The sequence below is a fragment of the Nostoc sp. 'Peltigera membranacea cyanobiont' 210A genome, from assembly GCF_002246015.1.
Lineage (GTDB): Bacteria > Cyanobacteriota > Cyanobacteriia > Cyanobacteriales > Nostocaceae > Nostoc.
Genome location: NZ_NOLJ01000001.1, coordinates 598,220 through 623,932 on the forward strand (window position 1 = coordinate 598,220; position 25,713 = coordinate 623,932).

The 25,713-nt window shown below is 41.6% G+C and carries 22 protein-coding genes and 1 pseudogene; 13 read left to right on the forward strand and 10 right to left on the reverse strand.

Annotated elements, in window-relative coordinates:
* Positions 1–162: 162 nt before the first annotated feature.
* Positions 163–306: a hypothetical protein gene (locus tag CDG76_RS36950; RefSeq protein ID WP_190240733.1), complete on the forward strand. Its 144-nt coding sequence runs from the start codon at positions 163–165 to the stop codon at positions 304–306.
* A 111-nt stretch (positions 307–417) separates the two neighbouring features.
* On the opposite strand, the gene CDG76_RS02610 is transcribed toward CDG76_RS36950, so the two are convergent.
* Positions 418–1,824 (reverse strand): glycosyltransferase, encoded by a 1,407-nt coding sequence (locus CDG76_RS02610; protein ID WP_094347509.1) that lies wholly within the window; start codon positions 1,822–1,824, stop codon positions 418–420.
* Positions 1,825–2,008: 184 nt separating this feature from the next.
* Entirely contained in the window at positions 2,009–2,191 is a 183-nt protein-coding gene (locus CDG76_RS35750; RefSeq protein ID WP_143854007.1) for a hypothetical protein, read from the reverse strand.
* A 288-nt stretch (positions 2,192–2,479) separates the two neighbouring features.
* Here CDG76_RS35750 and ebsA point away from each other — a divergent pair, with 288 nt between their 5' ends.
* Positions 2,480–2,854 (forward strand): type IV pilus biogenesis protein EbsA, encoded by a 375-nt coding sequence (gene ebsA / locus CDG76_RS02615; protein ID WP_094347510.1) that lies wholly within the window; start codon positions 2,480–2,482, stop codon positions 2,852–2,854.
* Between the two features lie 167 nt (positions 2,855–3,021).
* Here the strand turns inward: ebsA and CDG76_RS02620 are convergent, their stop codons facing one another.
* Complete coding sequence (locus tag CDG76_RS02620; RefSeq protein ID WP_094347511.1) at positions 3,022–3,825, reverse strand: PEP-CTERM sorting domain-containing protein; 804 nt, start codon at positions 3,823–3,825, stop codon at positions 3,022–3,024.
* Positions 3,826–3,900: 75 nt separating this feature from the next.
* Here CDG76_RS02620 and CDG76_RS36955 point away from each other — a divergent pair, with 75 nt between their 5' ends.
* Positions 3,901–4,041 carry a hypothetical protein gene (locus CDG76_RS36955; RefSeq protein WP_190240734.1) on the forward strand — a complete coding sequence of 47 codons (141 nt, stop codon included), beginning with the start codon at positions 3,901–3,903 and terminating at the stop codon, positions 4,039–4,041.
* A 54-nt stretch (positions 4,042–4,095) separates the two neighbouring features.
* Here the strand turns inward: CDG76_RS36955 and CDG76_RS02625 are convergent, their stop codons facing one another.
* The gene (locus tag CDG76_RS02625; protein ID WP_094347512.1) at positions 4,096–6,093 is read right to left on the reverse strand and encodes an AAA-like domain-containing protein; all 1,998 of its coding nucleotides are present in this window, start codon (positions 6,091–6,093) and stop codon (positions 4,096–4,098) included.
* 488 nt (positions 6,094–6,581) lie between these two features.
* On the opposite strand from CDG76_RS02625, the gene CDG76_RS02630 reads away from it, so the two are divergent.
* Both CDG76_RS02630 and CDG76_RS38085 read left to right on the forward strand, forming a co-directional pair.
* On the forward strand, positions 6,582–8,132 hold the full coding sequence (locus CDG76_RS02630) for a PAS domain-containing protein (protein WP_094347513.1): 1,551 nt from the start codon (positions 6,582–6,584) through the stop codon (positions 8,130–8,132).
* A gap of 292 nt (positions 8,133–8,424) precedes the next feature.
* Entirely contained in the window at positions 8,425–8,619 is a 195-nt protein-coding gene (locus CDG76_RS38085; protein WP_143854008.1) for a hypothetical protein, read from the forward strand.
* Between the two features lie 60 nt (positions 8,620–8,679).
* On the opposite strand, the gene CDG76_RS02635 is transcribed toward CDG76_RS38085, so the two are convergent.
* Entirely contained in the window at positions 8,680–10,143 is a 1,464-nt protein-coding gene (locus tag CDG76_RS02635) for an SIMPL domain-containing protein (protein ID WP_094347514.1), read from the reverse strand.
* Positions 10,144–10,743: 600 nt separating this feature from the next.
* On the opposite strand from CDG76_RS02635, the gene CDG76_RS02640 reads away from it, so the two are divergent.
* The 4 genes from CDG76_RS02640 (at position 10,744) to CDG76_RS02655 (ending at position 15,097) form a co-directional block, all read left to right on the forward strand.
* On the forward strand, positions 10,744–11,340 hold the full coding sequence (locus CDG76_RS02640; RefSeq protein WP_094347515.1) for a cytochrome b/b6 domain-containing protein: 597 nt from the start codon (positions 10,744–10,746) through the stop codon (positions 11,338–11,340).
* Between the two features lie 244 nt (positions 11,341–11,584).
* Positions 11,585–13,018: a bifunctional orotidine-5'-phosphate decarboxylase/orotate phosphoribosyltransferase gene (locus CDG76_RS02645; RefSeq protein ID WP_094347516.1), complete on the forward strand. Its 1,434-nt coding sequence runs from the start codon at positions 11,585–11,587 to the stop codon at positions 13,016–13,018.
* Positions 13,019–13,176: 158 nt separating this feature from the next.
* Positions 13,177–14,277 carry an AI-2E family transporter gene (locus CDG76_RS02650; protein ID WP_094347517.1) on the forward strand — a complete coding sequence of 367 codons (1,101 nt, stop codon included), beginning with the start codon at positions 13,177–13,179 and terminating at the stop codon, positions 14,275–14,277.
* Positions 14,278–14,395: 118 nt separating this feature from the next.
* On the forward strand, positions 14,396–15,097 hold the full coding sequence (locus CDG76_RS02655; protein WP_094347518.1) for a serine/threonine protein kinase: 702 nt from the start codon (positions 14,396–14,398) through the stop codon (positions 15,095–15,097).
* A gap of 183 nt (positions 15,098–15,280) precedes the next feature.
* Here CDG76_RS02655 and CDG76_RS02660 read toward each other — a convergent pair whose 3' ends face one another.
* From CDG76_RS02660 to CDG76_RS02670, 3 genes are all read right to left on the reverse strand, one after another.
* Complete coding sequence (locus tag CDG76_RS02660) at positions 15,281–16,255, reverse strand: AbiJ-NTD4 domain-containing protein (RefSeq protein WP_094347519.1); 975 nt, start codon at positions 16,253–16,255, stop codon at positions 15,281–15,283.
* 249 nt (positions 16,256–16,504) lie between these two features.
* Complete coding sequence (locus tag CDG76_RS02665; protein ID WP_094347520.1) at positions 16,505–16,861, reverse strand: DUF5615 family PIN-like protein; 357 nt, start codon at positions 16,859–16,861, stop codon at positions 16,505–16,507.
* A gap of 15 nt (positions 16,862–16,876) precedes the next feature.
* A complete protein-coding gene (locus CDG76_RS02670; RefSeq protein WP_317616110.1) occupies positions 16,877–17,194 on the reverse strand; it encodes a DUF433 domain-containing protein in 318 nt (105 codons plus the stop codon).
* Positions 17,195–17,420: 226 nt separating this feature from the next.
* Here CDG76_RS02670 and CDG76_RS02675 point away from each other — a divergent pair, with 226 nt between their 5' ends.
* Entirely contained in the window at positions 17,421–19,331 is a 1,911-nt protein-coding gene (locus tag CDG76_RS02675; RefSeq protein WP_094347521.1) for a GTPase family protein, read from the forward strand.
* 246 nt (positions 19,332–19,577) lie between these two features.
* Complete coding sequence (locus CDG76_RS02680) at positions 19,578–21,257, forward strand: hybrid sensor histidine kinase/response regulator (RefSeq protein WP_094347522.1); 1,680 nt, start codon at positions 19,578–19,580, stop codon at positions 21,255–21,257.
* Between the two features lie 33 nt (positions 21,258–21,290).
* Here the strand turns inward: CDG76_RS02680 and CDG76_RS02685 are convergent.
* Positions 21,291–21,805, reverse strand: a pseudogene (locus CDG76_RS02685) (DUF29 domain-containing protein).
* Between the two features lie 151 nt (positions 21,806–21,956).
* Positions 21,957–23,066, reverse strand: a complete 1,110-nt coding sequence (locus CDG76_RS02690; RefSeq protein ID WP_094347523.1) for an S-(hydroxymethyl)glutathione dehydrogenase/class III alcohol dehydrogenase — start codon at positions 23,064–23,066, stop codon at positions 21,957–21,959.
* A gap of 357 nt (positions 23,067–23,423) precedes the next feature.
* On the opposite strand from CDG76_RS02690, the gene CDG76_RS02700 reads away from it, so the two are divergent.
* The gene (locus tag CDG76_RS02700) at positions 23,424–24,707 is read left to right on the forward strand and encodes a valine--pyruvate transaminase (RefSeq protein ID WP_094347525.1); all 1,284 of its coding nucleotides are present in this window, start codon (positions 23,424–23,426) and stop codon (positions 24,705–24,707) included.
* 120 nt (positions 24,708–24,827) lie between these two features.
* The gene (gene rimM, locus CDG76_RS02705; RefSeq protein WP_094347924.1) at positions 24,828–25,535 is read left to right on the forward strand and encodes a ribosome maturation factor RimM; all 708 of its coding nucleotides are present in this window, start codon (positions 24,828–24,830) and stop codon (positions 25,533–25,535) included.
* The last annotated feature ends 178 nt before the right edge of the window (positions 25,536–25,713 follow it).

The window sequence follows — 25,713 nt, forward strand, 5'->3', positions numbered from 1 at the left end:
GAATGGCAAACAGTTTTGACTCTTGTTGCACTTGCTAAAAAACGTGAAAACAGTCCTCAAGATCAAATGGGATACCAGAAATAGGGGTAGATATAGCTTCCGCTGACACAAGTAGTCTGCCAACCCAAAATTGTTGGGTGGAGGCAGCAAGGGTGCAGGGGTGTGGGAGGTTTGGGAGGTGTGGGAGGTGTGGGAGGATGGGGAAGAAGTCTTACCCCCCACACTCCCCACACTCCCCACACTCCTTTTCCCCCTCTGCCTACACTATGCGTGAGAAATCCGGGGCAAGGTCTTGCGCCCCTATGAACATAAAAATAATTTTGGATAATTTATTTTTTGTCAGTCCCTAAAAAAAATGCAAAATTATTTTTGGTAATTTTGCATTTTTAATTTTTAATTTTTAATTTCCCAAAGGGGCTATTCCCCATGCCCAGTATGCAAAGTTTTCACCCATTTCAGGCGCTTTGGTCTTACCGACATTCGAGCAGTAGTACTGCTCATGACGACTAACCAGTGCAACATATATAAACTGCCGCGCAGGGTTTGCACCAGCATTATAAAATATGTAGAAAGTGGGAATTTTTGATCTTGACGTACCCGCTTCAGACCTGTAAACATCCCTACCATCGACATAGAAATAGACAAGCCTGTGATGGGACTTAACATGGGTGGACGATGACGAGCGATCGCCATTAATAAATCTGGGACTGCTGCTGTAGGTAAGATATACATAATCAGCATAAAAATCAGCAAATCCCAGCTTTTACGCGTTCCCATGCGGTTTTTGAGAATTAAATCCCAATAATCCAAATAGCGCTGATAACCGCCTTCTGCCCAACGGTTGCGCTGATGCCAGAGTGAAACTGCACTTGTCACTCCTTCTTCTTGCACCGCTGGATGGAAAACACACTCAATATCCCATTTATCCAAATGTAAACGGATTGTCAAATCCAAATCATCGGTAATGGTTTCTTCATTCCAGCCACCGCAGCTTTCCAAGGCGGAACGCCGGACAAATTGACCATTGCCCCGCAGTTCGCCAATGCCACCAAGGGCAGTCCGCTGTTGCTGAAACCAGGTATCAAGTGCCATTTCGGCCATTTGACCCTTAGTCCAAAAGTTGTCTTTAGCGTTGGCGATCGCTTTTCGCACCTGCACCGCCCCCACGTTTTCTCTTTGAAATAAAGGTATTACCTGTTGCAGCAAGTCTGGTGTGACTTGGGCATCAGCATCAAATACTGCTATAATATCGCCTTTTGTCAGCGGCAACACCTGATTCAACGCCCCTGATTTGCCACCAGTAGCTTCTGCTGAACGCCTTAGTACTTTCAGTCGGTCGTGTTTCTGTTCGAGTTCTGCTAATAAATGTGGCGTGCTATCACTGCTGTGATCGTCAATTATCCAAATTTCGTACTGCCCACCTGGATATTCCAGATTACAAAGATTTTTGACTAATTTAGCAATTACCGCTTCCTCATTTTTCGCAGCCACTAGCACAGAAACAGAAGGTAAATCTCCCTGTATTTCTTTTGGATAGCGACGGGATTTAGTAAACACCACCACCAAAGCATGAAATCCTAGAATGGTGGTTAGTCCTAGAATAAAAATGGAAGCCCAAGAAACTAAATGTAGAGCGATCGTGCCACTCCAGACGATAGTCAAGACTAGAGCTGCTTTGCCTCTACGACCTTGAAACCGGGATGGTAGAGACATAGAATCTGTCTCTAACACTGACTCCTCATCTACTGATAGGTCAGACAACAAGGAGTTGAGCGGATCAAGCTCTTGATAAGAATCTTCTTCGGGCCAGGAATTCGCTGGCATAGGTTAGGTTGCTTGATTCAAAAACCACTATTTGTCTACAGTTAGTAATTTTACGGACAAATATCCCTAAGCTACTTTTCCCGATATTAATCGGAATGGGCAAACTGCAATACCCGCTATCCCTAAGCCAAAAGCCGCTGGGACTACCTTTGTTGTCACCGCCACTGTGCGTAATTACCTCATATTAACCGCGTTTACTACTCTTAGACAGAAGCTTGATTCCTTTGATAGCCACTTCGGCAGGAAGCTTGTAGAGTCGGACTTTCTCTAACGAGAACTCCGGTTTGAGTAAAGTAATAGCAAGGTAGCAGCAGCTTTTTGTTGGGAAAAACTGCAATAACGGCATCCACCACTTTACAGTAGACATTTTTAGTGTTATCGTTCCCAGATTCGATAACAGTTAATGCAGCATCATTGTAACCGAAATTTTAATATTTCTTAGTAGTAACTTCATTTATTGGGCATGGGGCATTGGTATTGGCATTAGGGAGAGGTGACAAGTGATAGGGAATAATCTGTACCCTGTAACCTGTACCCTATTCCCTATTCCCTTCTTCACTGACCACTATGTGCTTTAGACACATCTTTGGGGAATACTACTAACATCCACTAATATCCCCACCCAGTTGCTAACTAACTTGAGGAATATTTAACTATGTCTATTGAGCAACTCCAGCCTGCAACTCAACAACAAGCCAGTGTTTACTTACCTTATGTTCAGGGCGCTAGGCGCAATTTCTTACCCTATGCCATCAGTCTTTATCAAAAAGGCGTCTTGGAAGGACATCGGAAGATTGAAGCCAGCGAACATGTTCCCTTTGTCGCCTCCTGGAATGTTGCTACTTTACCCTCAGACTTAACCCGTTGCCGAATTCAGTTTGATGGCAATGCTGACCTGAGTTATGAACTGATGATGGCTAGTTTCGAGTTTATTAATTTTTTAATTGAACTGATGGACAACTATAAACGTTATCGTATAACCGATTTTTCACAACAGTTTTACCGCAAGCTACTGCGTATAGATGATTGATTAAACTCAGCCGGATTTGCAAAAGTCCGGCTTATTTTAAATTGATAGATAAATAAGTTCGTAGTAAGGACTTTAGTCCTTATTGTCTAAGATTATTTGCTCACAAGGCGTTGATGTTTACAATTCAGCTTCAGCCTTGTGAGCTTTTTTACAACAGGCTTTCAGTTTTAAAACGTCTTCCTAAGTCCGCTGTCTTTTCTTCTTTTCAGAACGATACCAAAACTCGCTACCATCAGAGTTCCGAGAAGGCTAGCGGGTTCTGGAATAGAAGTTTCATTTATAGGTACTATGATTCTTAAATTTGCCAAGCTAGCGTTAGTTATGGTCAAGGACGTTACGCCTGGGAAACCTGGGATATCGGACTGGAAATCAAAGACTGTGGGAGTTAAATTCCCATTGGGATTACTATATCGCTCCCCATATCCACTCACTTCAAAAGTACCTTGATACTTCTTTCCGGTGCCTGGGTCGGTGACAGTACCAGTGTAGAAAGCTTTTGTGAGATTAAATTCATCTTGAACTACTCCTTGAAATGTGGTTCCTGGCAATTGTCCCTGGTAGAGGAAGGCAGTCAACTGACCACCAGAAAGCACCGGCGATGTCAGAACACCATCAAACGAGACAATTGGAATACCTTTAAAGTCAACAAAGTAATGCAGACTTCCATCAGAGCGTGTTTCTACCTTTAAATAGTCTGACTGGTATACAGGAACATAATTGGGATTATTATTAGTACCTAAGTTCCGGTAATAAGTTCCAGTTTCATCCGTATCAATACGAGTAGTACTATTATTGAAATTGGGATTATTTCTGGGAAGTTCGATAGTTCCTGATAATGTGCCAGTGCTTTCAATTGTGATGAATTGAGCAGCAATTGCACTTGCTCCACTGATAGCGATCGCTACTGCTGCGAGACAACTGCTGCTAAGAGCTGCAAAACCTAGCTTAATCCCTGATGAACTGACTTTCATTAACAAATTGTTCCTTTAATTGCCGATAGTAAACACACTTAATCTGCTGAGATTTATTACAAATATTTCTCAAGCATGATTTATTATTCCCAAGCTGGTGATGGAAGTTTCATCGGCAACAAAAAGTCTTGTCAATCGCTATTTTTATCGAACAGAATTCAGGAGTCAGGAGTCAAAATTCAGTTGGGTATTCTGACCGAAAAAGCGTCTGAATAATCGGCGTTTTTGCACCTTCACTAAATTGTTCTTTATTTGATTCTAATTTTTAGATTAAACTACAACGCGATCGCGTCCTTTTCTTTTGGCTTGATAGAGTGCTTCTTCAGCAGCATTAACTAAAGTAGCAGGTTCAGTTTCTATTGCCGGAATCACGCTAGCCACCCCTAAACTCACAGTTAAAACAGCAGCAGGTAAACCACCAATGCTAGGATACTCACATTTAATCTCTAAAACTTTTACTTGCTCTCGAATATGTTCGGCAATATCCATTGCAGCAGTAACATCTATTTGAGCAAGAATGGCAAATTCTTCACCACCATAACGAGCCACTAAGACTCTACTGCTTTCGTCTTGAAAATATCCTCTTTGGGAACTCACAAAAGCACTACCAGTTGAATGATTTATATTCTTACTGGATGAGAAGCTGCTATTACTTAGTGAGTGCTTGACACAGTTACAGATAGTATTAGCGATTTGTCGTAAACACTCATCTCCCGCCGCTCTACCATAAGTTTTATTATAAATTTTAAAATAGTCGATATCGCACAAAATCATTGACATTGGAGTGTTTTGAATAGCGGAATTTTGCCACTCAATTTGTAGGTAGGTTTCAAAGTAGCGGCGATTTACTAATTGAGTTAGTTCATCTAAACTAGAGAGGAAGAGAAACTGTTGATTTTCTTGCCTCAACCGTTCAACATGAATATTGTTGAAATGCTCACTTTTTGTGAGATATTGTCGGAAATATAACCGATATAATTCACACGCAGGAGTACTGCGATCGCCTTCTAAATTAATTAGCCCTATACTTTGTAATTTATATGCCAATCTTGGCTCTAATTTTACATAATTTGTAGTATTAATCACTTCATAAAAAGCATCTCCCAATTCTGGCTCATCTCGAAGTGCTAGTACATACTGCCTTAGACACTGGTTATAGATTCCGGCTTCTGTGGGTGCTTGTTGCAATAATTGCCCTAAATCCCCTTTTAATCCGCCTTTACCCACAAGGTGATACAATGCCAATCGCACCAAATAAGGATTTCCTCCCACCATTGCCATCAAACTATCGGCATCTTTACCATCTGTCCAATCCAAGCCGTGACGTTGTGCTAAATCCTGCACCTGCTCTTTTGTAAAGAGGGGTAAATTAATTGTCAAACCAATATTAAATGGCGATTGAGTCAGTTTTATGGGAACAAGAATTTCTGTTGAATAAACCAGAACCAGACGCAGTTTTTGCCAAATTTCTACCCTTTTGGCTTGTTCATGCCACGATCGCACTAATGGTAGCAATTCTCCAGTAATTTCCTGATACTCAAATACCCAATCCACCTCATTTAATACTAAAACTAGGGGACTTGAGAGCGCAGACAGTAAATATTTTTGGAAATAGATAGAGCAGCTGACTTTGCTACCCATATCTTCATCCCAATAATCATTGAGTTTTGGTTCTAGCTGTAACTCCCGACTAACATTGGCACAGAACCAGCGCAAAAATTTATCCAAACTGGCAAATACTGCTTTGTCTGCTTGCTGAAAGTCCAAAGTTACGGTGCGAAAGCCTTGCTTGTTAGCGTGTGCAAGCAACCGGAGAATCAAAGAGCTTTTCCCCATCTTTTTGGGTGCTTTGATGCAAATTACACTCCCAGGTTCAGCCATTTCTGCGTAAGCGAGTTCTTCAATTGGCGGGCGAGGAATGTAAAATCTGGAATTAAGAGATACTGGGCCAGTAGGGAATTCTAAGGATATCGCTGTGGCGGCTCGGTTGAATTCCTTAATTAACTGCTGATGTGCTTCGCTAAAAGGGTGATTTTCTAGAGTCTGGCGAAAGTTGGATTTATGTATTGGTTCTTTGCAAAAATTACTCAGTACTTGCCATAAATGAGCAGCGATTTTCTTGACACGTTCCTCGCCGTAGTGCGCTTCACTAGCTATATTGGTGTAGGTTTTTCCTTGCCACGAAGAACGCAATATTAATTCTTGGAGCGTCGTTAAACCAGTTGCTTGACTGGCTTTTAGTAGCAATACTAATTCATCTATTGTCATTACTCATTGACTCTAATTCAGTATGATATTTTCTCACACCATTCAGCTTTGGAAGTCAGTGTTGGCTGCCTTCTATGCATAGCAGCCAGCCCTGACTAAAAAAGCTACAAAAAAGCCTTAACAATTTTTTGCATCCTTAAATTATTTGGCGTGATTTAATCATAGAATTTTTTTTACAAATTTTTCGGGGTTTTTAGGTAATTATATGTGACTTGAACTACTTTTTTTAGACATATCTTAGAATGTAGATGCACACAATGTAGCGATTGTTTTCTAAAAGATTGCTATTGCGATCGCAACAGAGGTTATACTCGTTCGTTTACTTTTTTCTAAATTCCATCCCAGTTTATGATATGGGCTGATATATACCTGACTTAAGTTACAGCCTAATAAACCAACTAGGCGATTTGCCCATAACTGAATCTTTAGGGTGCTAAAACAGCGTAGAGAGAAAGCTACAGAATATCTTCCTCATCGTACCAGCAGCTATGCATATCCAAAAACCCGCTACCCATGAATCGGAAGCTCCACTTTCAGTACAAGATTCTCAAAGTTTCCCAGAAGCCAAAGACTTATCTCTAGAAAATTTAGATCCTTGCCAAAGCTCACAAGCCGCCTTGCAAATGGCATTAATTGCTAGTGGCTTGGGGTTGTGGGATTGGAATCTGGTAACTGACAAAACCTATTACGATCCCCAGTGGAAAAGCATCCTGGGATATAAAGTAGACGAAATCGACAACGATTACAAATCTTTTGAACAACTTGTACATCCACAGGATTTACCGAGAATTCGTCAGGTATTGCACGATTATCTCCAAGGATGCATACCTGTGTTTGAAGTCGAATTGCGAATGTTGACTAAATCCGGGGAGTGGAAGTGGATTTTGACTTGTGGCAAAGTATTTCAACGGGATAAATTCGGTAAACCAGTGCGGATGGTGGGAACGCACAAGGATATTAATCAGGATAAGGCGATGTCTACGACGGGCTGCGCCTACGCTACCCAACAATACCAACTATTTGAACAACTCCAAACTGAAATTGCTCAACGCCAGTCTACCGAAGACCAAGTTAGGGAAAAATCACAACAGCTAGAAACTACCCTCGAAGAACTCAAATATACCCAAAAGCAGTTATTGCAGAACCAGAAAATGGCTAATCTAGGTCAACTGGTGGCGGATATGGCTAACGAAATTAACAACCCCGTTAGCTTTATCTGCGGCAATCTCCATCCTGCTAGTAAATACGCTGAAGATTTAATCAGAATCATTGAACTTTACCAACATCACTATCCCACACCAACACCAGTCATAGCCTTACAACTGCAACGCCTCGACCTTGGTTTCGTGAAGACAGAATTTTTAAAATTACTGTGGTCAATGCGAGCCGGTTCTGAACGCGTCAAAGATATTGTTTTCGCTTTGCGGAATTTTTCTACTTCTGACGAAAGTCAAATGAAAAAGGTTGATATACATGAAGGATTTGATAGTGTTCTCAGGATTTTGCAGCATCGTCTCAAAGAAAAACCTGATAGAGCAGAGATTAAAGTAATTAAAACCTTTGGTGAATTACCCTTAATCGAGTGTTACCCTGGTGAACTAAATCAGGTATTCATGAACATTTTAACTAATGCCATTGATGCTTTAGAGGATAGGATGAAGCATGATTATTCTTTTACTCCCAAAATTTTGATTCATACAGAAGTTGTTAGCAGTCATTTATCATTGGTCAATAATAATGAACCTTGGGTAAATGACAAACTACTAGGAAAAAAACACAAAGTTATCATTCGCATTTTTGACAATGGTAAAGGTATACTTCCCCATATCCAAAGACATATATTTGAACCGTTTTTTACAACCAAACCAATAGGCAAAAGTCAAGGACTAGGACTATCAATTAGTCGGCAAATTATAGTTGAAAAACATCAAGGGAAACTTAAGTGTAATTCTCAATTAGGTCAAGGGACAGAGTTGGTGATTGAGATGAATACGACAGCAAGACACTATGCCGCGATTAGAAAACACGCCAGCTTTTAGATAATAGACCTCTTCCAAAAGTCCCTAACACCCCACCCCCGGCCCCTCCCCGCAGGCGGGGAGGGGAGAATTTGACGTAAGTCAAAGGCGGGGTGGGGTTCTTTTTTTGATTTATGCAAGAAGTCTAATCAACTTTGGGGAGGAGCTATTAATTTATTGCAAGTCGATGCATTCACAAGGCGATCGCCGCATTCGCAATGCAAGTCGATGCATTGATAATATCTGAGTTTGATACATTTGGTATTTTCTTCTGAACACCTAAATTACAGCACAGGTTAAGGCAAGAGACACGATGAATCGCCGTCAAGACAAAACGACTGATTATTGTAGAGACGGCGATTTATCGCGTCTTTGTGATGATTTATCGCATCTTTGCGATCTAGAATTTTCATCAAAAAACCTTAACCGAACCGTATTGGCTCACATTTTATTTGGTGTTGTTCCAAGGAATCCAAAAGGAAAAAATCAACACTTACACCACCGATGAGAATAGCACGTGGCGCGACTACACCGCGCCACGTGCTTGTGAAACTTGCATAAGTCCTGATTAAGCAAATTGCTGCAATCCATTAAGAGGTAAATCGAGAATCACTGCTGAAATTGGAGAATAACCGATATCTAGAGAAACACTAGCTTTTATCGTCTGAGAACCACCAATTATAGGAGTTGTAGAAACCCTATCTGTTATTAGATTAGACACCAAGGGAGATGGACTAGGATTATCATTTGAGTTAATATCAATGTCAATAATCTGTCCAGGGGTTAACTGCAAGGTACTAAAAACAGCCTGAGCCTGAGCTTTGGCATCTTTAACAGCTTCGCTCAGAACTTGCAGGCGTGCCTGTTGCAATACTTCGTCTGAGGCAGTGAAGCTAATATTCTGTATGACATTTGCACCTGCTTGGATAGCTTTGTCAATTGCTGCCCCAGATTGATTTGTTGGTAATTCAAACTGAAGTGTGTTGAGGCCTTCAAAGCCGGTGAGGGTTTGAGTCCCATTTTCAAAGCTATAGACAGGATTTAGTTGAATAGATATAGTTTGAAGTTCTTTCGCCCCAAGCTTTTGCAGTACATCAACTACCGCTGTTGAACGTTGAGCAACTTGTTCTTGAACTTCGGTTGCAGTTTTTCCCTGTACTTTAATCCCCAATTCTACATCAGTTAAAGTAGTGGCAACACTGACCTCTCCTTTACCAGTAACTTCCAATATCTGAGCAGTGCTACCAATGAGGGGATCGGCGATCGCAATACCCGGATTTCTCACACCGATAAGATTATCAGTAGCCGAAGCAAGAGTCCCTGCTGAATTTGGAGAATAACCGATATCTAAAGAAACACTAGCTTCTATCGTCTGAGGACTACCAATTATAGTAGTTGTACTAGCTGTTGCCGAAACCCTATCTGCTGTTAGATTAGACACCAAGGGAGATGGTCTAGGATTATCATCTGAGTTAATATCAATGTCAATAATCTGTCCGGGGGTTAACTGCAAGGTACTAAAAACAGCCTGAGCCTGAGCTTTGGCATCTTTAACAGCTTCGCTCAAAACTTGCAGGCGTGCCTGCTGCAATACTTCGTCTGAGGCAGTGAAGCTAATATTCTGTATGACATTTGCACCTGCTTGAATAGCTTTGTCAATTGCTGCCCCAGATTGATTTGTTGGTAACTCAAACTGAAGTGTGTTGAGGCCTTCAAAGCCGGTTAGAGTTTGAGTACCATTTTCAAAGCTATAGACAGGATTTAGTTGAATAGATGTAGTTTGAAGTTCTTGCGCCCCAAGCTTTTGCAGTACATCAACTACCGCAGTTGAACGTTGAGCAACTTGTTCTTGAACTTCGGTTGCAGTTTTTCCCTGTACTTTAATCCCCAATTCTACATCAGTTAAAGTAGTGGCAACACTGATTTCTCCTTGACCAGTAACTTCCAATATCTGAGTAGTGCTACCAATGAGGGGATCGGCGATCGCAAGACCAGAATTTCTCACACCTGTGAGATTATCTGTGTTAGCCATCTTATTCTCCTTGCTTAAATGATGTTTGATACCTGTTGATGTTTTAATCTTAAAGGATGTCTAAAAAGTAAACCGCGTTTATCACCAATACATACTGGATAAAAAACGCTCTCGCATTCGCCAGCCAAAATCTGATAATTTGACAACTCTAGGGTCGTCAGAAAACCCCATTCCATCAAGAAAGAGCAATCCTCTACTGCTGCGCTGCTGATTTAGGTATTGGATTGACACTGGTCTACTGGTAATCGTATCTGGACTTTAATTCACATTAGGCGTAATTTAGTTTAGAACAACCCTAGCCATACCTAAACTGACAGCTAAAACAGTAGATGGTAGACCATCAATGTCAAAATACTGAATCTAAATGATGGGAAAATAAAAGTAGACCTCTACCTCTTGCAAAAATCGTTGAATCACCCCTCCCCAACCCTCCCCTTGTGAAGGGGGGGGAGCAAGATTTCAAGTTTCCCCCCAATATATCGGGGGGATTAAGGGGGGTCGATTCGACTTATGCAAGAGGTCTAGTGAGTAATACCCACCCAAACTTGCTGGGCTATTTACCCAAGACAGATAAACAGCAAATTTTATCAGTCAAAATTTATGACTTCCAACGTTTCCTCTCCAACTCGAAAGCGACCCACTCAAGCAATAGGAGCCAAAATTTTTCACTGGTGTAACATCATTAGTCTATTTATCATGCTCACCAGTGGACTACAAATTTACAACGCCAACCCTGTTTTTGGTGGACGTGCAGGTTTGCACATTCCTCCGATATTTACTTTAGGAGGTTGGCTGGCAGGAGGCAGACACTGGCATTTTGCAGCAATGTGGCTATTCTCACTGAATCTGTTGTGGTATGGAATTTACATTTTAATTACCCGACGCTGGCGACATCGCTTTGTCGGAGCTAATGACTTGAAAGCATTACAAAAAACTCAAAATTACCAACGTCGAATTTATGCTTGGCATCGGATTGCTTATACAGCAATTATTCCTATTTTGCTGCTGGCATTATTTACAGGGATAGGAATGTATAAACCTGCTCAATTTCCCTGGATTGTGGATTGCTTTGGCGATTGGCAAGCATTGCGAATTGTTCACTTTGCCTCAGTGCCGATGGTGATCTTATTTGTAGTAATTCACTATCAATTAGGGAAAAAAGCTGGAGGTACTCAACTAACAGAATCAATGTTTTAGTAAACAAACTATGGTCATGGAGATAAGCAGACGCAGGGAATAGTGACCAATGACCAATGACTAATGACTAATGACTAATGACTAATGACTAATAGACCTCTTGCATAAATCAAAAATAAGAAAGAACCCCACCCCAAGCTACGCTTTGTCTCCCCTCCCCGCAAGCGGGGAGGGGTTGGGGGTGGGGTGTTAGGGACTTTTGCAAGAGGTCTAATGACTAATAACTCTTTTTTAAACAAAAAAAATGAACTTTTTTGATAAATTGAATAGAAATATCTTACAAAATCAAAGCTTACTATTTGTAGGACTCGATCCAAATCCAGAGATGATGCCTGGGCGTTATGAATCGGAAGAACTCATCGCTGGTTTGGAGAAGTGGTTACAATTCATTATTGCGGAAACTTCTGATTACGTTTGTGCTTATAAACCGACACTTGGCTTTTATGAAGCGTTAGGTATTCCTGGTTTAGAACTGCTGTACAAAACTTTAGCAGCTGTTCCAGCCCACATCCCAGTGATTTTAGATGCCAAACACAGTGACTTAAATACTAGTACCATCTTTGCCCAGACTGTGTTTACACAATGGCAGGTGGACGCAATCACTCTCAGTCCCTATACAGGACAAGATCACGTAGCACCTTTTTTAGTCTATCCTGATAAAGCGGTGTTTATTTTATGCTGTACTTCTAATCCAGGTGCAGAAGCTCTACAGCAATATCCTACAAAGGAATCACCCCTTTATTTACAGGTAGTAAAAGAATCAAAAACCTGGGGAACTCCAGAACAATTGGGTTTGGAAGTGGGAACTACAAATCCTGAAGTTTTAGCACTTATTCGAGCAGTTGCACCTGAACGAATTATTATGGCGCGTAGCATCTGGGCGGAGGGTCAAAACCTGAAACAAATTTTAGAAGCTGGCTTGAATAGTAATGGTGATGGTTTACTGATTCCTGTTCCTCAAGATATGTTGGGAAACACACAATTATCAGAAGAAGTCCAGTCTCTACGTGCAGAAATTAATCAAATCAAAACTGAAATTATTCACGAAAATTCTACTTGTTCTGTGTGGTTTCCTGATGTTTGTTTTCTAAATCAGCACCCCCACCAAGATTTGATTTTACAACTTTACGATCTTGACTGCATTATGTTTGGCAGTTTTGTCCAAGCATCAGGAGCGATATTTCCTTATTACATCGACTTACGCAAAATTATTTCCAATCCCCAAGTTTTTAATCAAGTTCTCACAGCTTATGAGGATATTTTGAAGAACCTCAATTTTGATAGATTAGCAGGTATTCCCTATGGTTCATTACCAACTGCGACTGGTTTAGCTTTGCGCCTTCACTGTCCGATGATTTTCCCGCGTAAAGAGGTGAAAGCACACGGAACTCGGAGAGTAATTGAGGGTAACTTTCATACTGGTGAAACAGTTGTAGTGGTTGATGATATTCTCATTAGTGGTAAAAGTGTTATGGAAGGGGCAGGAAAGTTAGAATCAGCTGGATTAAAGGTTAATGATATTGTGGTATTTATCGACCATGAACAGGGGGTGAAAGATAGGTTACAGCAAAATGGTTATTGCAGTCATGCGGTTTTAACTATTTCGGAAATTACTAATACTCTCTATCAAGCAGGGCGAATAAATGAAGAACAATTTTCAGCGTTTGCTGAAATTTAGTAATTGGAATAATGGAGAGTAGGGAATGGGGAATTGGGAGAGACACGATTAATCGCGTCTGCAATGGAGGAAGATTTTTATTGTCTACTTCTTGTTGAGCAGATTTAATTACTCGGTTCAATCTAGTAACTAGAATAATTTTCGCTTTGAAATTAATTATGAATTTTTCACTGAATCAACTACTTAGATGGTTAATTTTTACGTTGTTATTTCCTCTAGTATTTCTCAATGGTTGGCTAGCATTTTTGCTGGTTAAAAACTTCCAACCTGTCGTCACAATTCTTGTTTTGGCTACTTTGCTTGCATTCGTTTTAAACTATCCTGTTTCGATTCTCCAACAGCGGAGAGTTAAACGTAGCTATGCAGTAGCATTAGTTTTTATATTAGCATTGGTAATTGTTGTGGCTCTGGGTATCACTTTAGTACCCATTGTTTTAGAGCAATTTAATGAAATGGTTAAAGTCTTTCCTCAATGGATTGATTCTAGCGAAGAAAAACTTCAGATTGTCAATAATTGGTTGTTTAAACATAAAATAAATGTGAATCTAAGTCAGCTATTAGCACAAGTTACTGACCAATTACCTAATGAATTAGAGTTTGTTTCCGATAAGCTTTTAAGTATTATTATAGATACAATTGATAGTATTTCTGAGGCGTTAATCACAGTAGTGCTAACTTTTTACTTGTTGTTAGATGGCCCAAGAATTTGGGAGGCGATATTTAAGAAGTTACCTGGAAATATTGCCCAACAAATAAGCCAGTCTATTCAGCAAAACTTCCAAAATTACTTAATTGGTCAGGGAACTTTGGCTTTGCTGATGGGTGTTTCAATAACATTATTGTTTTTAGCTTTTCAAGTCCAGTTTGCTTTGCTCTTTGGTTTGGGAGTTGGACTTTTGAGCTTAATTCCCTTTGGTGATGTCGTCAGTCTGGTTTTAATAACTTTAATCATAGCGTCACATGACTTTTGGCTAGCAGCTAAGGTGTTTGCAGTAGCTGTTGTTATCGATCAGTTAATCGATCAGGCGATCGCACCACGTCTTTTAGGTAAATTTACTGGCATTAGACCAATATGGATATTAATTGCTCTGCTTGTAGGAACCAATATTGGCGGAGTCTTGGGTTTACTAGTTGCGGTACCTGTAGCTGGTTTTATCAAAGATGTAGCAGATGGTTTTTCTAAATCTGTTAATTCTGATAACCTGGGTGAGGGTGAAGCAGGATCGGAATTGTTGGTAGAAGAATCAATATCGCAATAAGTTTTGGATAAAAATTGTCATCTCTAGGGTTAAAAGTAAGTAGCAACGGTGTCATTTAGGTCGTATTCACTCAAGTCAACCTTATTCCCAAACCTCGTAAATTGGCTAAGGAATTGATATGGACAAATTGCCCCCAAAACAGTTAGTCAAAAACATTTATCAGGAACTACTGCCTAGATTACAGATTGAAAGTATCAATCCCTGCGATCCAATTAAGGTAAGCTATCTTCCACAACCTTGGCAGCTGCTTGGCAGAGGAAATTACGCCGTAGTAGTTTATCACCCCGATTACCTTGACTGTGTAGTTAAGATTTATGCCCCAGGACGGACAGGTTTTGAAGAGGAAGTAGAAGTTTACCGTCGTCTAGGTTATCATCCAGCCTTTTCTGAGTCTTTGTACGCCAAGGATGGATTTTTAGTCTTGAAACGGCTTTATGGAACAACCCTCTACGATTGTATGCACTTTGGTTTACCAATTCCCAAGCAGGTAATAAAGGACATTGATGAAGCTCTTGACTATGCACGAAGTCGTGGACTCCACCCTCATGATGTCCACGGGCGTAATGTCATGATGTACCAAGGCAGAGGATTAGTTGTAGATATATCAGATTTCCTGCATCAAGAAGCTTGCTCAAAGTGGAATAACCTCAAAAAGGCTTACTACTGGTTATATCTGCCCGTGTTTTACCCACTTGGACTGCGCGTACCATACTTTGCCTTAGATATCGTCCGCAAATGTTATCGCTTGGGAACTTCTGTTAAAACTTTTTGTTGCCAACTACCCCTAAGATTAACTAATATTAAGTATTTAAAACGTTAAGAGCGATCGCCAGACAACTTTTGTGCTGTCCAATTCTTGCCCATTTTGGCACTTTCGTCATCAACACTTCGTTGATAAATTTTATTGTTGCTTGCGATCGCTGAATGTATCGAAGGCGATCGCGTAGACTACCAGAGGCGATCGCTCCTTATCTCCCAAATCTAATTAAAAAGCGATCGCGCTCTAAATCTTCGATTTTAGGTAATTTATGAAAGACGTACATGAAAGTAAAAAGAACTTTGCATCAGCAATAGTTAGATCAGGCTCAGTCAACATAGCATGTCTGATACCTCCCTCATCACTTGTATATCCATACAGAATTAAGAATGAATTTTTTAAAGCGGGATGTAAATTGTGAGAAACTTCCAGAACCTTCAGAGCATCTGCTAAAGTTCCCTTTGGTTTTCCAGTAATAGCTTTTGCTACACTTTCAACAGCAGAAATAGATTCTTTGATAGAGTTTCTGTAGTCAGGATTTTCTCTGTTAGTCATTAAAGCAAGGGAGCCCTTCAAATGGCTGGACACAGCAGGAAAATTTTTATCATCTACTGCTTGCTCAAGCATTTCAATTTCTTGCTCATTGGTGATATCTGTGAATACACCTCCGACAAATCTATAACCTGCCAGTTCTCTTTCTAATACAGAGTTTATATCTTCTACAAGTTTCGGAGATTTGAAATAGTTTATAGTGATCTCAAGAAAGTCGTAAACTTCATACCATTGGCACTTTTCAAAATATTCTAATAACCAGGTTACAGATTCTCTTGGTGTTGCCGAGAAGTCATCCAAAATATACTTAAAATATTTTTCCCAAACATATACAATAAAGTCATCTACATATCTGTCCGAATACATATAGTTAGATATGGTTTTTGAGTATTTTAAAAAGAAATTTGCACTTAATACATTCCAAAGAGAATTACGTAGAGCATGATTCATACTATCGATTTGGATAATCTCAGATATTGGCTTCAAGCCTCGTCGTTGGCTAAAGGTCTTGGCTGAAACCTCAACTGCGAAAATTTCAGGTAAATGTTGTTTCGCCTCGTATTCAGCAATTTTTTCAGGATCATGTATATGACAGTATCCAGAAGAATTAGCTTTGAGCTTACATTTTTCTCCAGATTTAGTTATGGCTTTGCAATTAGCTGCTGACATACGAAATCACTTCGAGGATATCTTTATTAAGATAGCAGTCTTATCAATGAAGCTTAGTATTAATTAAAACGCCGACAGTGGTCTAAGAGGATGTTTGAAAAGCCGCAAAGTATACTAGAAACCCCTCTCCAAACCTCTCCCCGAAACGGAGAGAGGCTTTGAAACCCCCATTCCCTTGTAGGGAAGGGGGGCTAGGGGGGTTAGGTTTGGGAGGCTTAGATGTTAGCAATAATACTTTTCAAACAACCTCTAATAGCTTTTATCAATATAAGCACTCAAAAACACCAGTTGGTTTACCATCTCCTCAGCCGAACGAGTAGCAACCAACTTGAGCAACCCTTGTAACTGTTGCCCTACGGAATAGCGTTGTTGCTGCAACAATATAATGCCAGCATGATTTCTTTCTGTGGCTAAAAACTCGTTATGTAAGCAGCAAAAGTCTCTTCGGTTGTAGCTATAGATAACACGCCCTTGCTCTGTTGCCCAAATTAGCTGCTCATCATCAGAATAGCTCTGCCTGCTCACATCGGCCACTGTCACAACATCCAAGTTTGCATTACAGAAAGCTTTGATTAGGGACTTCTCAACACTGTCCTCATCTAACATACAAACGAATTTGGCTCACTGTCTCTTCGCCGTGTACTCAGCTTCCAAACGGTCGTATTCTTCAATTTCTGCGGCAATCTCCGTGTCAATTACTTCCTGGTTAGCATAGTAGTAAGCTAGCGCTGCATAAACTTGTGCCAACATTAGCTGTGGTCTTTGGACAACTATCTCTTCCGGTTTCATGCCTGCGTTGAAATCGATCGCAATATTATGTACCGTAATCCGGTGTCCCGCAATCCGAGGACGACCACCACAGGTTCCGGGTGTGCTGACAATCAGCGTGCCAATGTCGGTAATTGTTTGCATAGCTTGTTTACTAAATTTTGCTCTCATAGACAACTGAGCAATTTTAAACTTCTTCTAATCTAGAAATATAAATATCCAGTTGTTTATTTAGCTACCTACAGCAAAATAAAACATTTATCCCTAATAATTAGGAGTCTACCATTAATCCCAGAATACCAAACATCCTGCTTGCATTGGAGACGATAGACTTTTATATAAGAGTAACTTTTACAAAAACTCGAATTTTCTAACATTTCAAAGCAGGTATGGGGCAATGGTGCGATTAAAACTGTGGCAGTGGGTAGTCTTAGCAATCCCGATCGCGTTTATCATCATTTTTTTACTGGTGTCTGCCGGTTCACAAATTCATGCGTGGGGCATTAATTGGATTTGGGGTGTATTCACCGTTTTATTTGTTGGTTGGCGTTGGCTGCTAGTCAAATGGACTCAACCAGCTGTTAACGAGGTGGAAGCTGTATTAACTCAAGTCCGTGAAGAACTGGAATCGACAGCAGAGGATAGAGTAAGGCTACCTGTGGGAAGTGACACCACAAAACTTGCAGAAACCGCCCTTCAAGAGATTCTCCAAGCAGCACAAAGCGATCGCCCGATTTGGGAAGACTGGCAAAGTTTTTGGACGCGATGTCAGGATTTAGTTGTGGCGATCGCTCATATCTATAATCCTCAGATTCAATATCCCCTGCTGAACATTTACGTCCCCCAAGCTTATGGGCTGATTAGGGGAACGGTAGATGATATGGATCAGTGGATGCAAAAGTTATCCCCAATCCTCAATCAGGTAACGGTTGGACAAGCATACCAAGGATATGAAGTCTACCGGAAGTTGGAACCATCGGCTCGGAAATTCTGGAAAGTTTGGAACTGGGCACAATGGATCTTAAATCCGGTGGCGGCGGTGGCAAAACAAGCCAGTCAGGGTTCTAGTAACCAAGCAACTCAGCAATTATTGGGGAATTTGAGCCAGTTATTTCGGGAAGCTGCCCTGAGAAACTTATGCCGACAAGCGATCGCACTTTACGGAGGTAGCACATTACCAGTTCCAGCAACCGTAGCTTCCCCACCAACTTTACCCAAGGCAAAAACCCAAACACTCCGAGAAATCTTGACTCAAGTTCAACCAGCTAAGGCGGTTGAGCAAAAACCCGTGAATATTCTGCTGGTAGGGCGCACGGGTTCAGGAAAAAGTAGCCTGATTAACACGCTATTTCAGGCGGATCTCGCAGCCGTCGATGTTTTACCCAGTACCGATCGCATTCAGAATTATCAATGGCAGACTGAAAGTGGGGAAACCCTGACGCTTTTGGACACACCTGGTTATGAACAAGTCAACCGTGCCGAACTCCGAAATTTGGTGCTTGATTATGCCATCAATTCAGATTTGCTGCTGTTAGCTACTCCTGCCCTCGATCCTGCCCTGCAAATGGATGTGGACTTTTTGCAAGATATAAGAGCAGAAGTTGCAGATTTACCTGCGATCGCTATTGTCACTCAAGTAGATCGGCTGCGTCCCATCCGCGAATGGCAACCGCCTTATGATTGGGAATGGGGCGATCGCCCCAAAGAAATTGCCATTCGCGAAGCCACTGAATATCGCGCTAAACTGCTAGGAAACTTCTGTAATCTAGTTTTACCAGTGGTTACAGGTGACAGCAAAACAAATAGAGTTGCCTGGGGAGTAGAGGCGCTATCGTTGGGATTAGTGGATGCGATCGCACCAACCAAGCAACTCCGTCTCGCCCGCTTTTTGCGTAATCTAGAAGTCCGCATTGTCGCCGCCGCCAAAATCATCGACCACTACACCTTCCAAATGACGACAACACAAGGATTAACGGCATTGCTCAAAAGTCCCGTCCTTCAGTTTGTTTCTACGCTCTCAACCGGATCTCCGGCTTTAGCATATATGCTGGCGGAGCAAATTCCTGTGGAACAGTTGCCAATTGTCATTGGTAAACTACAAATGGGATATGAACTTTTCTCACTCTTGAACCCCAACGCGCTCAACTTTGAATTGCTATCCCTTTGGCCGCTACTGCTGCAAAACACCGCTGCACCCGATCGCAACGCCTGGGCATTTGGTCATGCCCTAGTGGAGTACTGGACTCAAAATCTAACAATTGAACAACTCCGAGAGCGATTTGAGTATTATTTGGCGATCGCTAAATAACGAGTTTACTAACTACGTAACCGCAGTAGATTAAACATCATAAGTTGTATTAGAAGACATAAGCAACTTACGAATATTCACTTGCAAAACTTCAAGGTGCTTATACCACGAGTGAAGAAAAAATGCGTTAACAGATTGCCCTTTCAATATCTAAAGTTAAGATTACGATTAAGAGTAGGTGTCTGCTGAAACCTACCCGCTTTACCTGAGTTTTTATACAGACATCCCTTTTGTTCGGAGTTCTTTATGAAAAATATATTACAAACCTCCATCTCTCAAGCACAGAATTCAGATCAAAGCTATAGTATTTCGTCTTACAACAGGCTGCTTTCGGTCGTGAAGGATTTGGCTTGTGTGCGGACTATTGAGGAAATTATTGAGATTGTGCGTTTAGCTGCTCGCGATCTCACAAATGCTGATGGAGTAACTTTTGTATTGCGGGATGGTGAATGTTGCCACTATGTCGATGAAAACGCCATTGGCCCACTTTGGAAAGGTATGCGTTTTCCGCTCAAGTCTTGCATCTCCGGTTGGGCGATGCTCAATAAACAAGCAGCCGTAATTGAGGATATTTACCAGGATGCACGAATTCCGATTGAGGCGTACAAAGTAACTTTTGTCAAAAGTTTAGTGATGGTTCCGATTCGGGTTTCCGATCCACTGGGTGCGATTGGAGCTTACTGGAGTACACGCCACCTAGCCACGCCCCAAGAGATCGGACTACTTGAGATTTTGACAGATACTACAGCAGTTGCGATCGCAAACGTGCAACTTTTCCAGAAATTGACGAACCAAAATGCCCTAAAAGACAAATTTATTGCGATGCTGGCTCACGAGTTGAGGAATCCCGTTGCCCCCATCTCCAACGGCGTTCAACTACTGAAGTTGAAGCTAGGACAGACTGGCGCAGTTGGGGAAACAGTTTTAATGATGCAACACCAGATTAAGCACCTCTCGAAATTGATCGATGAGTTACTTGACGTATCGTCCATCACTTATGGGAAGATTTCATTAAATCTTGAGAAGGTTAATCTGGTGGAATTGGTTCGCCAAAGTCTCAATGACCACGCACAAGCAATAAAAAGATGGAATCTTAACGTAGTACAAGACTTGCCAAACATACCCGTGTGGGCTTATGTTGATTCCACTCGCTTCTTCCAAATCTTTGGGAACCTTCTTGATAACGCCTTAAAGTTTTCCCAACCAGATGGGACGATTTGGGTAGATTTCTCAGTTATTCCAGGTGAGAATGGCTCAGGTAGTGTGGCGGCCTTATCTGTAAGAGATACAGGTATAGGGATAGACCCGACAATATTACCAGAACTTTTCGAGCCGTTTACCCAGGCCGATCGCAGTTTAGACCGTTCGCGGGGCGGGCTAGGTTTGGGACTTTCGGTAGTCAAAAGTCTTGTAGAACTTCATGGTGGTAATGTTGAAGCCTCAAGTAGAGGGATAAATTTGGGAGCAGAATTCAAAGTCACTCTCCCTGTATGCGAAGAGATTACAACCTTGGACAAAGACCTAGAGATTACAGAGGCGGCGAAAAAATCGTTGAAGATTTTAGTCATCGAAGATAACGAGGATTCAGCCGTATCATTACAAGCAGTACTTGAGCATTTTGGGCATGAAGTTTTCATTGCCGAGAATGGAATTTTAGGGGTAGAAACTGCAAAGAAGCTTGAGCCTCATGTAATTATTTGTGACATCGGACTTCCTGAAATGGATGGATTCGCCGTTGCACAGGAACTAAGTAAAGATTCCAAGTTTACTCGCTCAATTCTGATTGCACTTACCGGCTACGGTAGCCAAGAGGATCGGCAACTTGCGCTGAAGTCTGGTTTCAAATGCCACTTGACCAAGCCTGTAGACTTTGAAATACTGATAGCAGAAATCGATCGATACTTTGATGAAGTATTATCAAGTTGACATTTGCTACTTGTGAATTTTGACTGAGGAGTGTCAATCCATTAAATTATCTGTGGTAGACTGACCGGGATAAAAGCGATCGCTCAGAATTTCCTCAAAAAGATATAAACATTGGTTGGGAAAAGTTGAAAGTGGTAGATTGGTTTCTCCTGATGCTAAATCCCTAGCATTTTCATAAGATTCCTGGAGTGCTTCTTCAATGTAAGGTTTCAGACTAGGATTTTCGTTCAGCAACTTGAGAATTTCCCGTCGTTGTACTCTAATTGTTGCTAACCCTTCGGGTTCGCCAGTCGCTACAACGGGGGGAACCCCCGCAACGCGCTGGCTCACCAACTACGGCTGCGTTGCTTTGGTTGATATTCCCATTTGAGTAAATGTCCAATTAACACACTAAAACGATTTCTCAATTCTTGGCGTTCCTTTCTTCCCAAAGATTCAATTTCCTCAATTAAATTGGGTAGGTCAAGCTGGTTCCATTGATGATGACGCAAAAGGTTAGCCTGTTGTTGAGTCCAACTATAGAAGTCTGCTTCATAGAAGTTTGGCATCAGCTTTTTTGTTGTTTTTCAGCTTTGTAGGGTCTACATAATTTTAAAATGCATAATTCATAATTATGTTTCAGATAGAGATTTGAACCTTATCTCAAACAGGACTCTCTGCGTAAGCATCAGGTACAAATTACGAATTACGAATTACGAATTAGAAAGTCACCACACTGCGAATTGATTCACCTTTGTGCATTAATTCAAAAGCATCATTAATTTGCTCAATGGGCATTACGTGGGTAATCAAATCATCAATATTTATCTTACCTTCCATATACCAATCAACGATTTTTGGCACATCTGTACGTCCTCTAGCACCACCGAATGCTGAACCTTTCCAAACGCGCCCAGTTACTAATTGAAAAGGACGAGTACTGATTTCCTGTCCAGCACCAGCAACACCAATAATCACGCTCACACCCCAACCTTTGTGGCAGCATTCTAATGCTTGACGCATCAATTTAACATTACCGATACATTCAAAGCTGTAATCTGCACCGCCTTTTGTTAAATCAACCAGATAGGGGACTAAATCACCCTCTACTTCCTGGGGATTAACAAAATGCGTCATGCCAAACTTTTCCGCCAAAGCGCGTTTGCTGGGATTAATATCCACCCCGACAATCATATTTGCCCCTACCATCCGCGCCGCTTGGATAACATTTAAGCCAATACCACCCAAACCGAAAACCACAACATTTGCCCCAGGTTCCACCTTGGCAGTATTGATAACTGCACCAATACCAGTAGTAACACCGCAGCCAATGTAACAAACCTTATCAAATGGGGCATCTTCTCGAATTTTTGCTAAGGCGATTTCTGGCAGCACCGTATAGTTAGCAAAGGTGGATGTACCCATATAATGATGAATCATTTGCCCATCGAGACTAAAGCGACTAGTGCCATCGGGCATCACACCGCGTCCTTGAGTTAGGCGAATGGCTTGGCAGAGATTAGTTTTGAAACTTAGACAATATTCGCACTGACGACATTCGGGAGTGTAAAGGGGAATCACACGATCCCCTGGTTTGAGACTGGTGACACCAGCGCCTACTTCCACTACCACGCCAGCACCTTCATGTCCCAAAATCGCTGGAAACAAACCTTCGGGATCGTCACCAGATAGAGTAAAGGCGTCGGTATGACAAACCCCGCTTGCTTTGACTTCAACTAACACTTCGCCAGCTTTTGGCCCCGATAGTTGAACGGTTTCAATCGTCAACGGCTTACCTGCGCTGTAAGCTACTGCTGCTTTAACTTGCAATGTCAGCGCTCCTGTAGAGTTTTGTCAATGGGCTTATTTGAGTTTATATCGGAGAGTGCTTTTAAGGATATGGGGCATTGGGTATGGGTTATTCTTCTTGTCTCCCAGTCCCCAGTCCCCAGTCCCCACTCCCCTCATAGGCATTGAACGTATGATAAACTTTTGTATTACTTCATCGTATTTACTCAGCACGATCGCGGCTATAACGATAAATATTATCACCTTTGTTAAAATGTCATTCTCTAGCTAGATTGGTTAAAGGCGGCAACAGCTGTTTTGGCAACGATGTAAACTGGATGTCAGCAGCAACCCCAAATAATTTGTCCACCCCTAAATTAATATATTTTGTCACAGCTTATGAACCCTGCCCTAACTCAAATTGGCGCTCAAATGTCCAACCTGACTGGCGTCAGAGCAATCATGAAGGATATTATCGAAACATTACGAGCGGGTGCAGGGCAGCAGTTTATTAATTTGAGTGCTGGTAATCCGTTGATTTTGCCAGAGGTAGAACAATTATGGCGGGATTGTACTGCACAGCTTTTGGCTAGTCCAGAATATGGTGAGGTAGTTTGCCGCTACGGTTCAAGTCAAGGCTATGCACCATTAGTTGAAGCGATCGCTAACGATTTTAACAAACGCTACGGGTTAAACTTAAGCGATCGCAATATCCTCATCACCCCCGGTAGTCAAACCCTCTACTTCTACGCTGTGAATAGCTACGGTGGCTATACCCCTAGCGGCGAGTTAAAACAAATCGTTTTGCCCCTCAGCCCTGACTACACAGGTTACGGCGGCCTCTCCTTAGTTCCAAAAGCCTTAACTGCTTATAAACCGACTCTCGATATTGATGAAGCCGCCCACCGATTTAAATATCGCCCCGACTTCAGCCAACTGTCGATTACAGAAAATACCGGTTGTATCCTCTTCTCTCGCCCTTGTAATCCCACTGGTAATGTCCTCACTGAGGATGAAGTGAAAAAGATTGCTGCTTTAGCTGCGCCTTACAATCTCCCGGTGTTAATTGACTCGGCTTATGCGCCTCCCTTCCCAGCATTGAACTTTACCGAAATGACACCAGTGTTTGGCGATAATATCTTACACTGCATGAGTTTATCAAAAGCGGGATTACCAGGAGAAAGGGTTGGTATTGCCATTGGGGATGAAAAGTGGATTGAAGTGTTGGAGTGTTTCCAAGCAAATATTGGCCTCCATTCTTCACGTTACGGCCAAGCGATCGCAGCTCTTGCAATTAATTCTGGCGCTTTAGTAGAAATTTCTCACACTGTCATCCGTCCCTTTTACCAAAATAAATTTACCGTTTTAGAAACCAGCCTAGAACAAGCGATGCCCAAGGATTTACCTTGGTTCCTCCATCGCGGTGAAGGAGCAATTTTTGCTTGGTTGTGGTTAAAGGATTTACCCATGAGTGACTGGGAATTTTACCAGCTAGTTAAGCAAGTAGGTGTGATTATTGTCCCAGGAAATAGCTTCTTCCCCGGTTTAGAGGAAGAGTGGGCGCACAAGCACCAATGTTTCCGCATCAGTCTCACCGGCAGCGATGAGGAGATTGTCACTGCTATGCAACGTTTAGCAAAAGTGGCTGAAGAAACTTATCAGCGTGCGGCTGTGACTGCCTAATACCGCAAGGCGGAATTAAAAATTAAAAATTAAAAATTAAAAATGAACGCAGCGTAAGCGTTTCATTGATTTGGAATGGTGGTTTATTTCCGCCGTGTTGTACTAGTAGGAAAAATGGAAATGAAACACGAAGAAGCTAATAAAGAGATTGGAGGCAGAGGGGCAGAGAAGCAGAGGGGCAAGAGAGTAGGAGGAAATTCAAAAATTAAAAATGTCCAATCTCCAGTCCCCAATCCCCAGCCCGTAGTTGCCAGTCCCCAATCCCCAGCCCCTAATCTTGATGATTGGCTAGAAATTGGTAAGATTGTTTCCCCTCAAGGATTGTCTGGAGAATTACGGGTTTATCCTGTATCAGACTTTCCCGAAAGATTTGAGGTGCCAGGAAAACGTTGGTTATTGTGTTCAGGTGACACAGAACCGCAACCAATCGAATTATTGACAGGACGTTATATCAGTAACAAAAACTTGTATGTCATCAAATTAGCTGGCGTGGAAAATTGCGATCAGGCGGATGCGTTGCGCGGTTGTAAGTTAATGGTGCCAGCTAGCGATCGCCCCCAATTAAGCGAAGATGAATATCATGTCCTCGATTTGATTGGCTTGGAAGTCTTCATGCAAGCATCTGGCGAACTCGTGGGTACAGTAGTAGACATTATCCCTGCTGGCAATGATTTGTTAGAAGTAAAGTTGCATGAATCATTTGCTACTGAGAAAAAGCAAAAGACTGTTTTGATTCCATTTGTGGAAGCGATCGCACCAGTAGTAGACTTGAAATCTAATCGCATTGAAATCACGCCACCGCCTGGATTATTGGAAATTAATAATTAGCTCGTTAATTGATCTGCCTCTAGCTATTTTTGCTGTATTAGATACTTCAAGAGAAAACAAAACTTGAAGCATGAGAAAATTAAAGTACATACTCTATTTATTAATCTAGGAAATGTGGCAATGACAGAAAAACCAACAGCAACTATTCACAGGCAACTACTGGAAATATTGTCCCAAT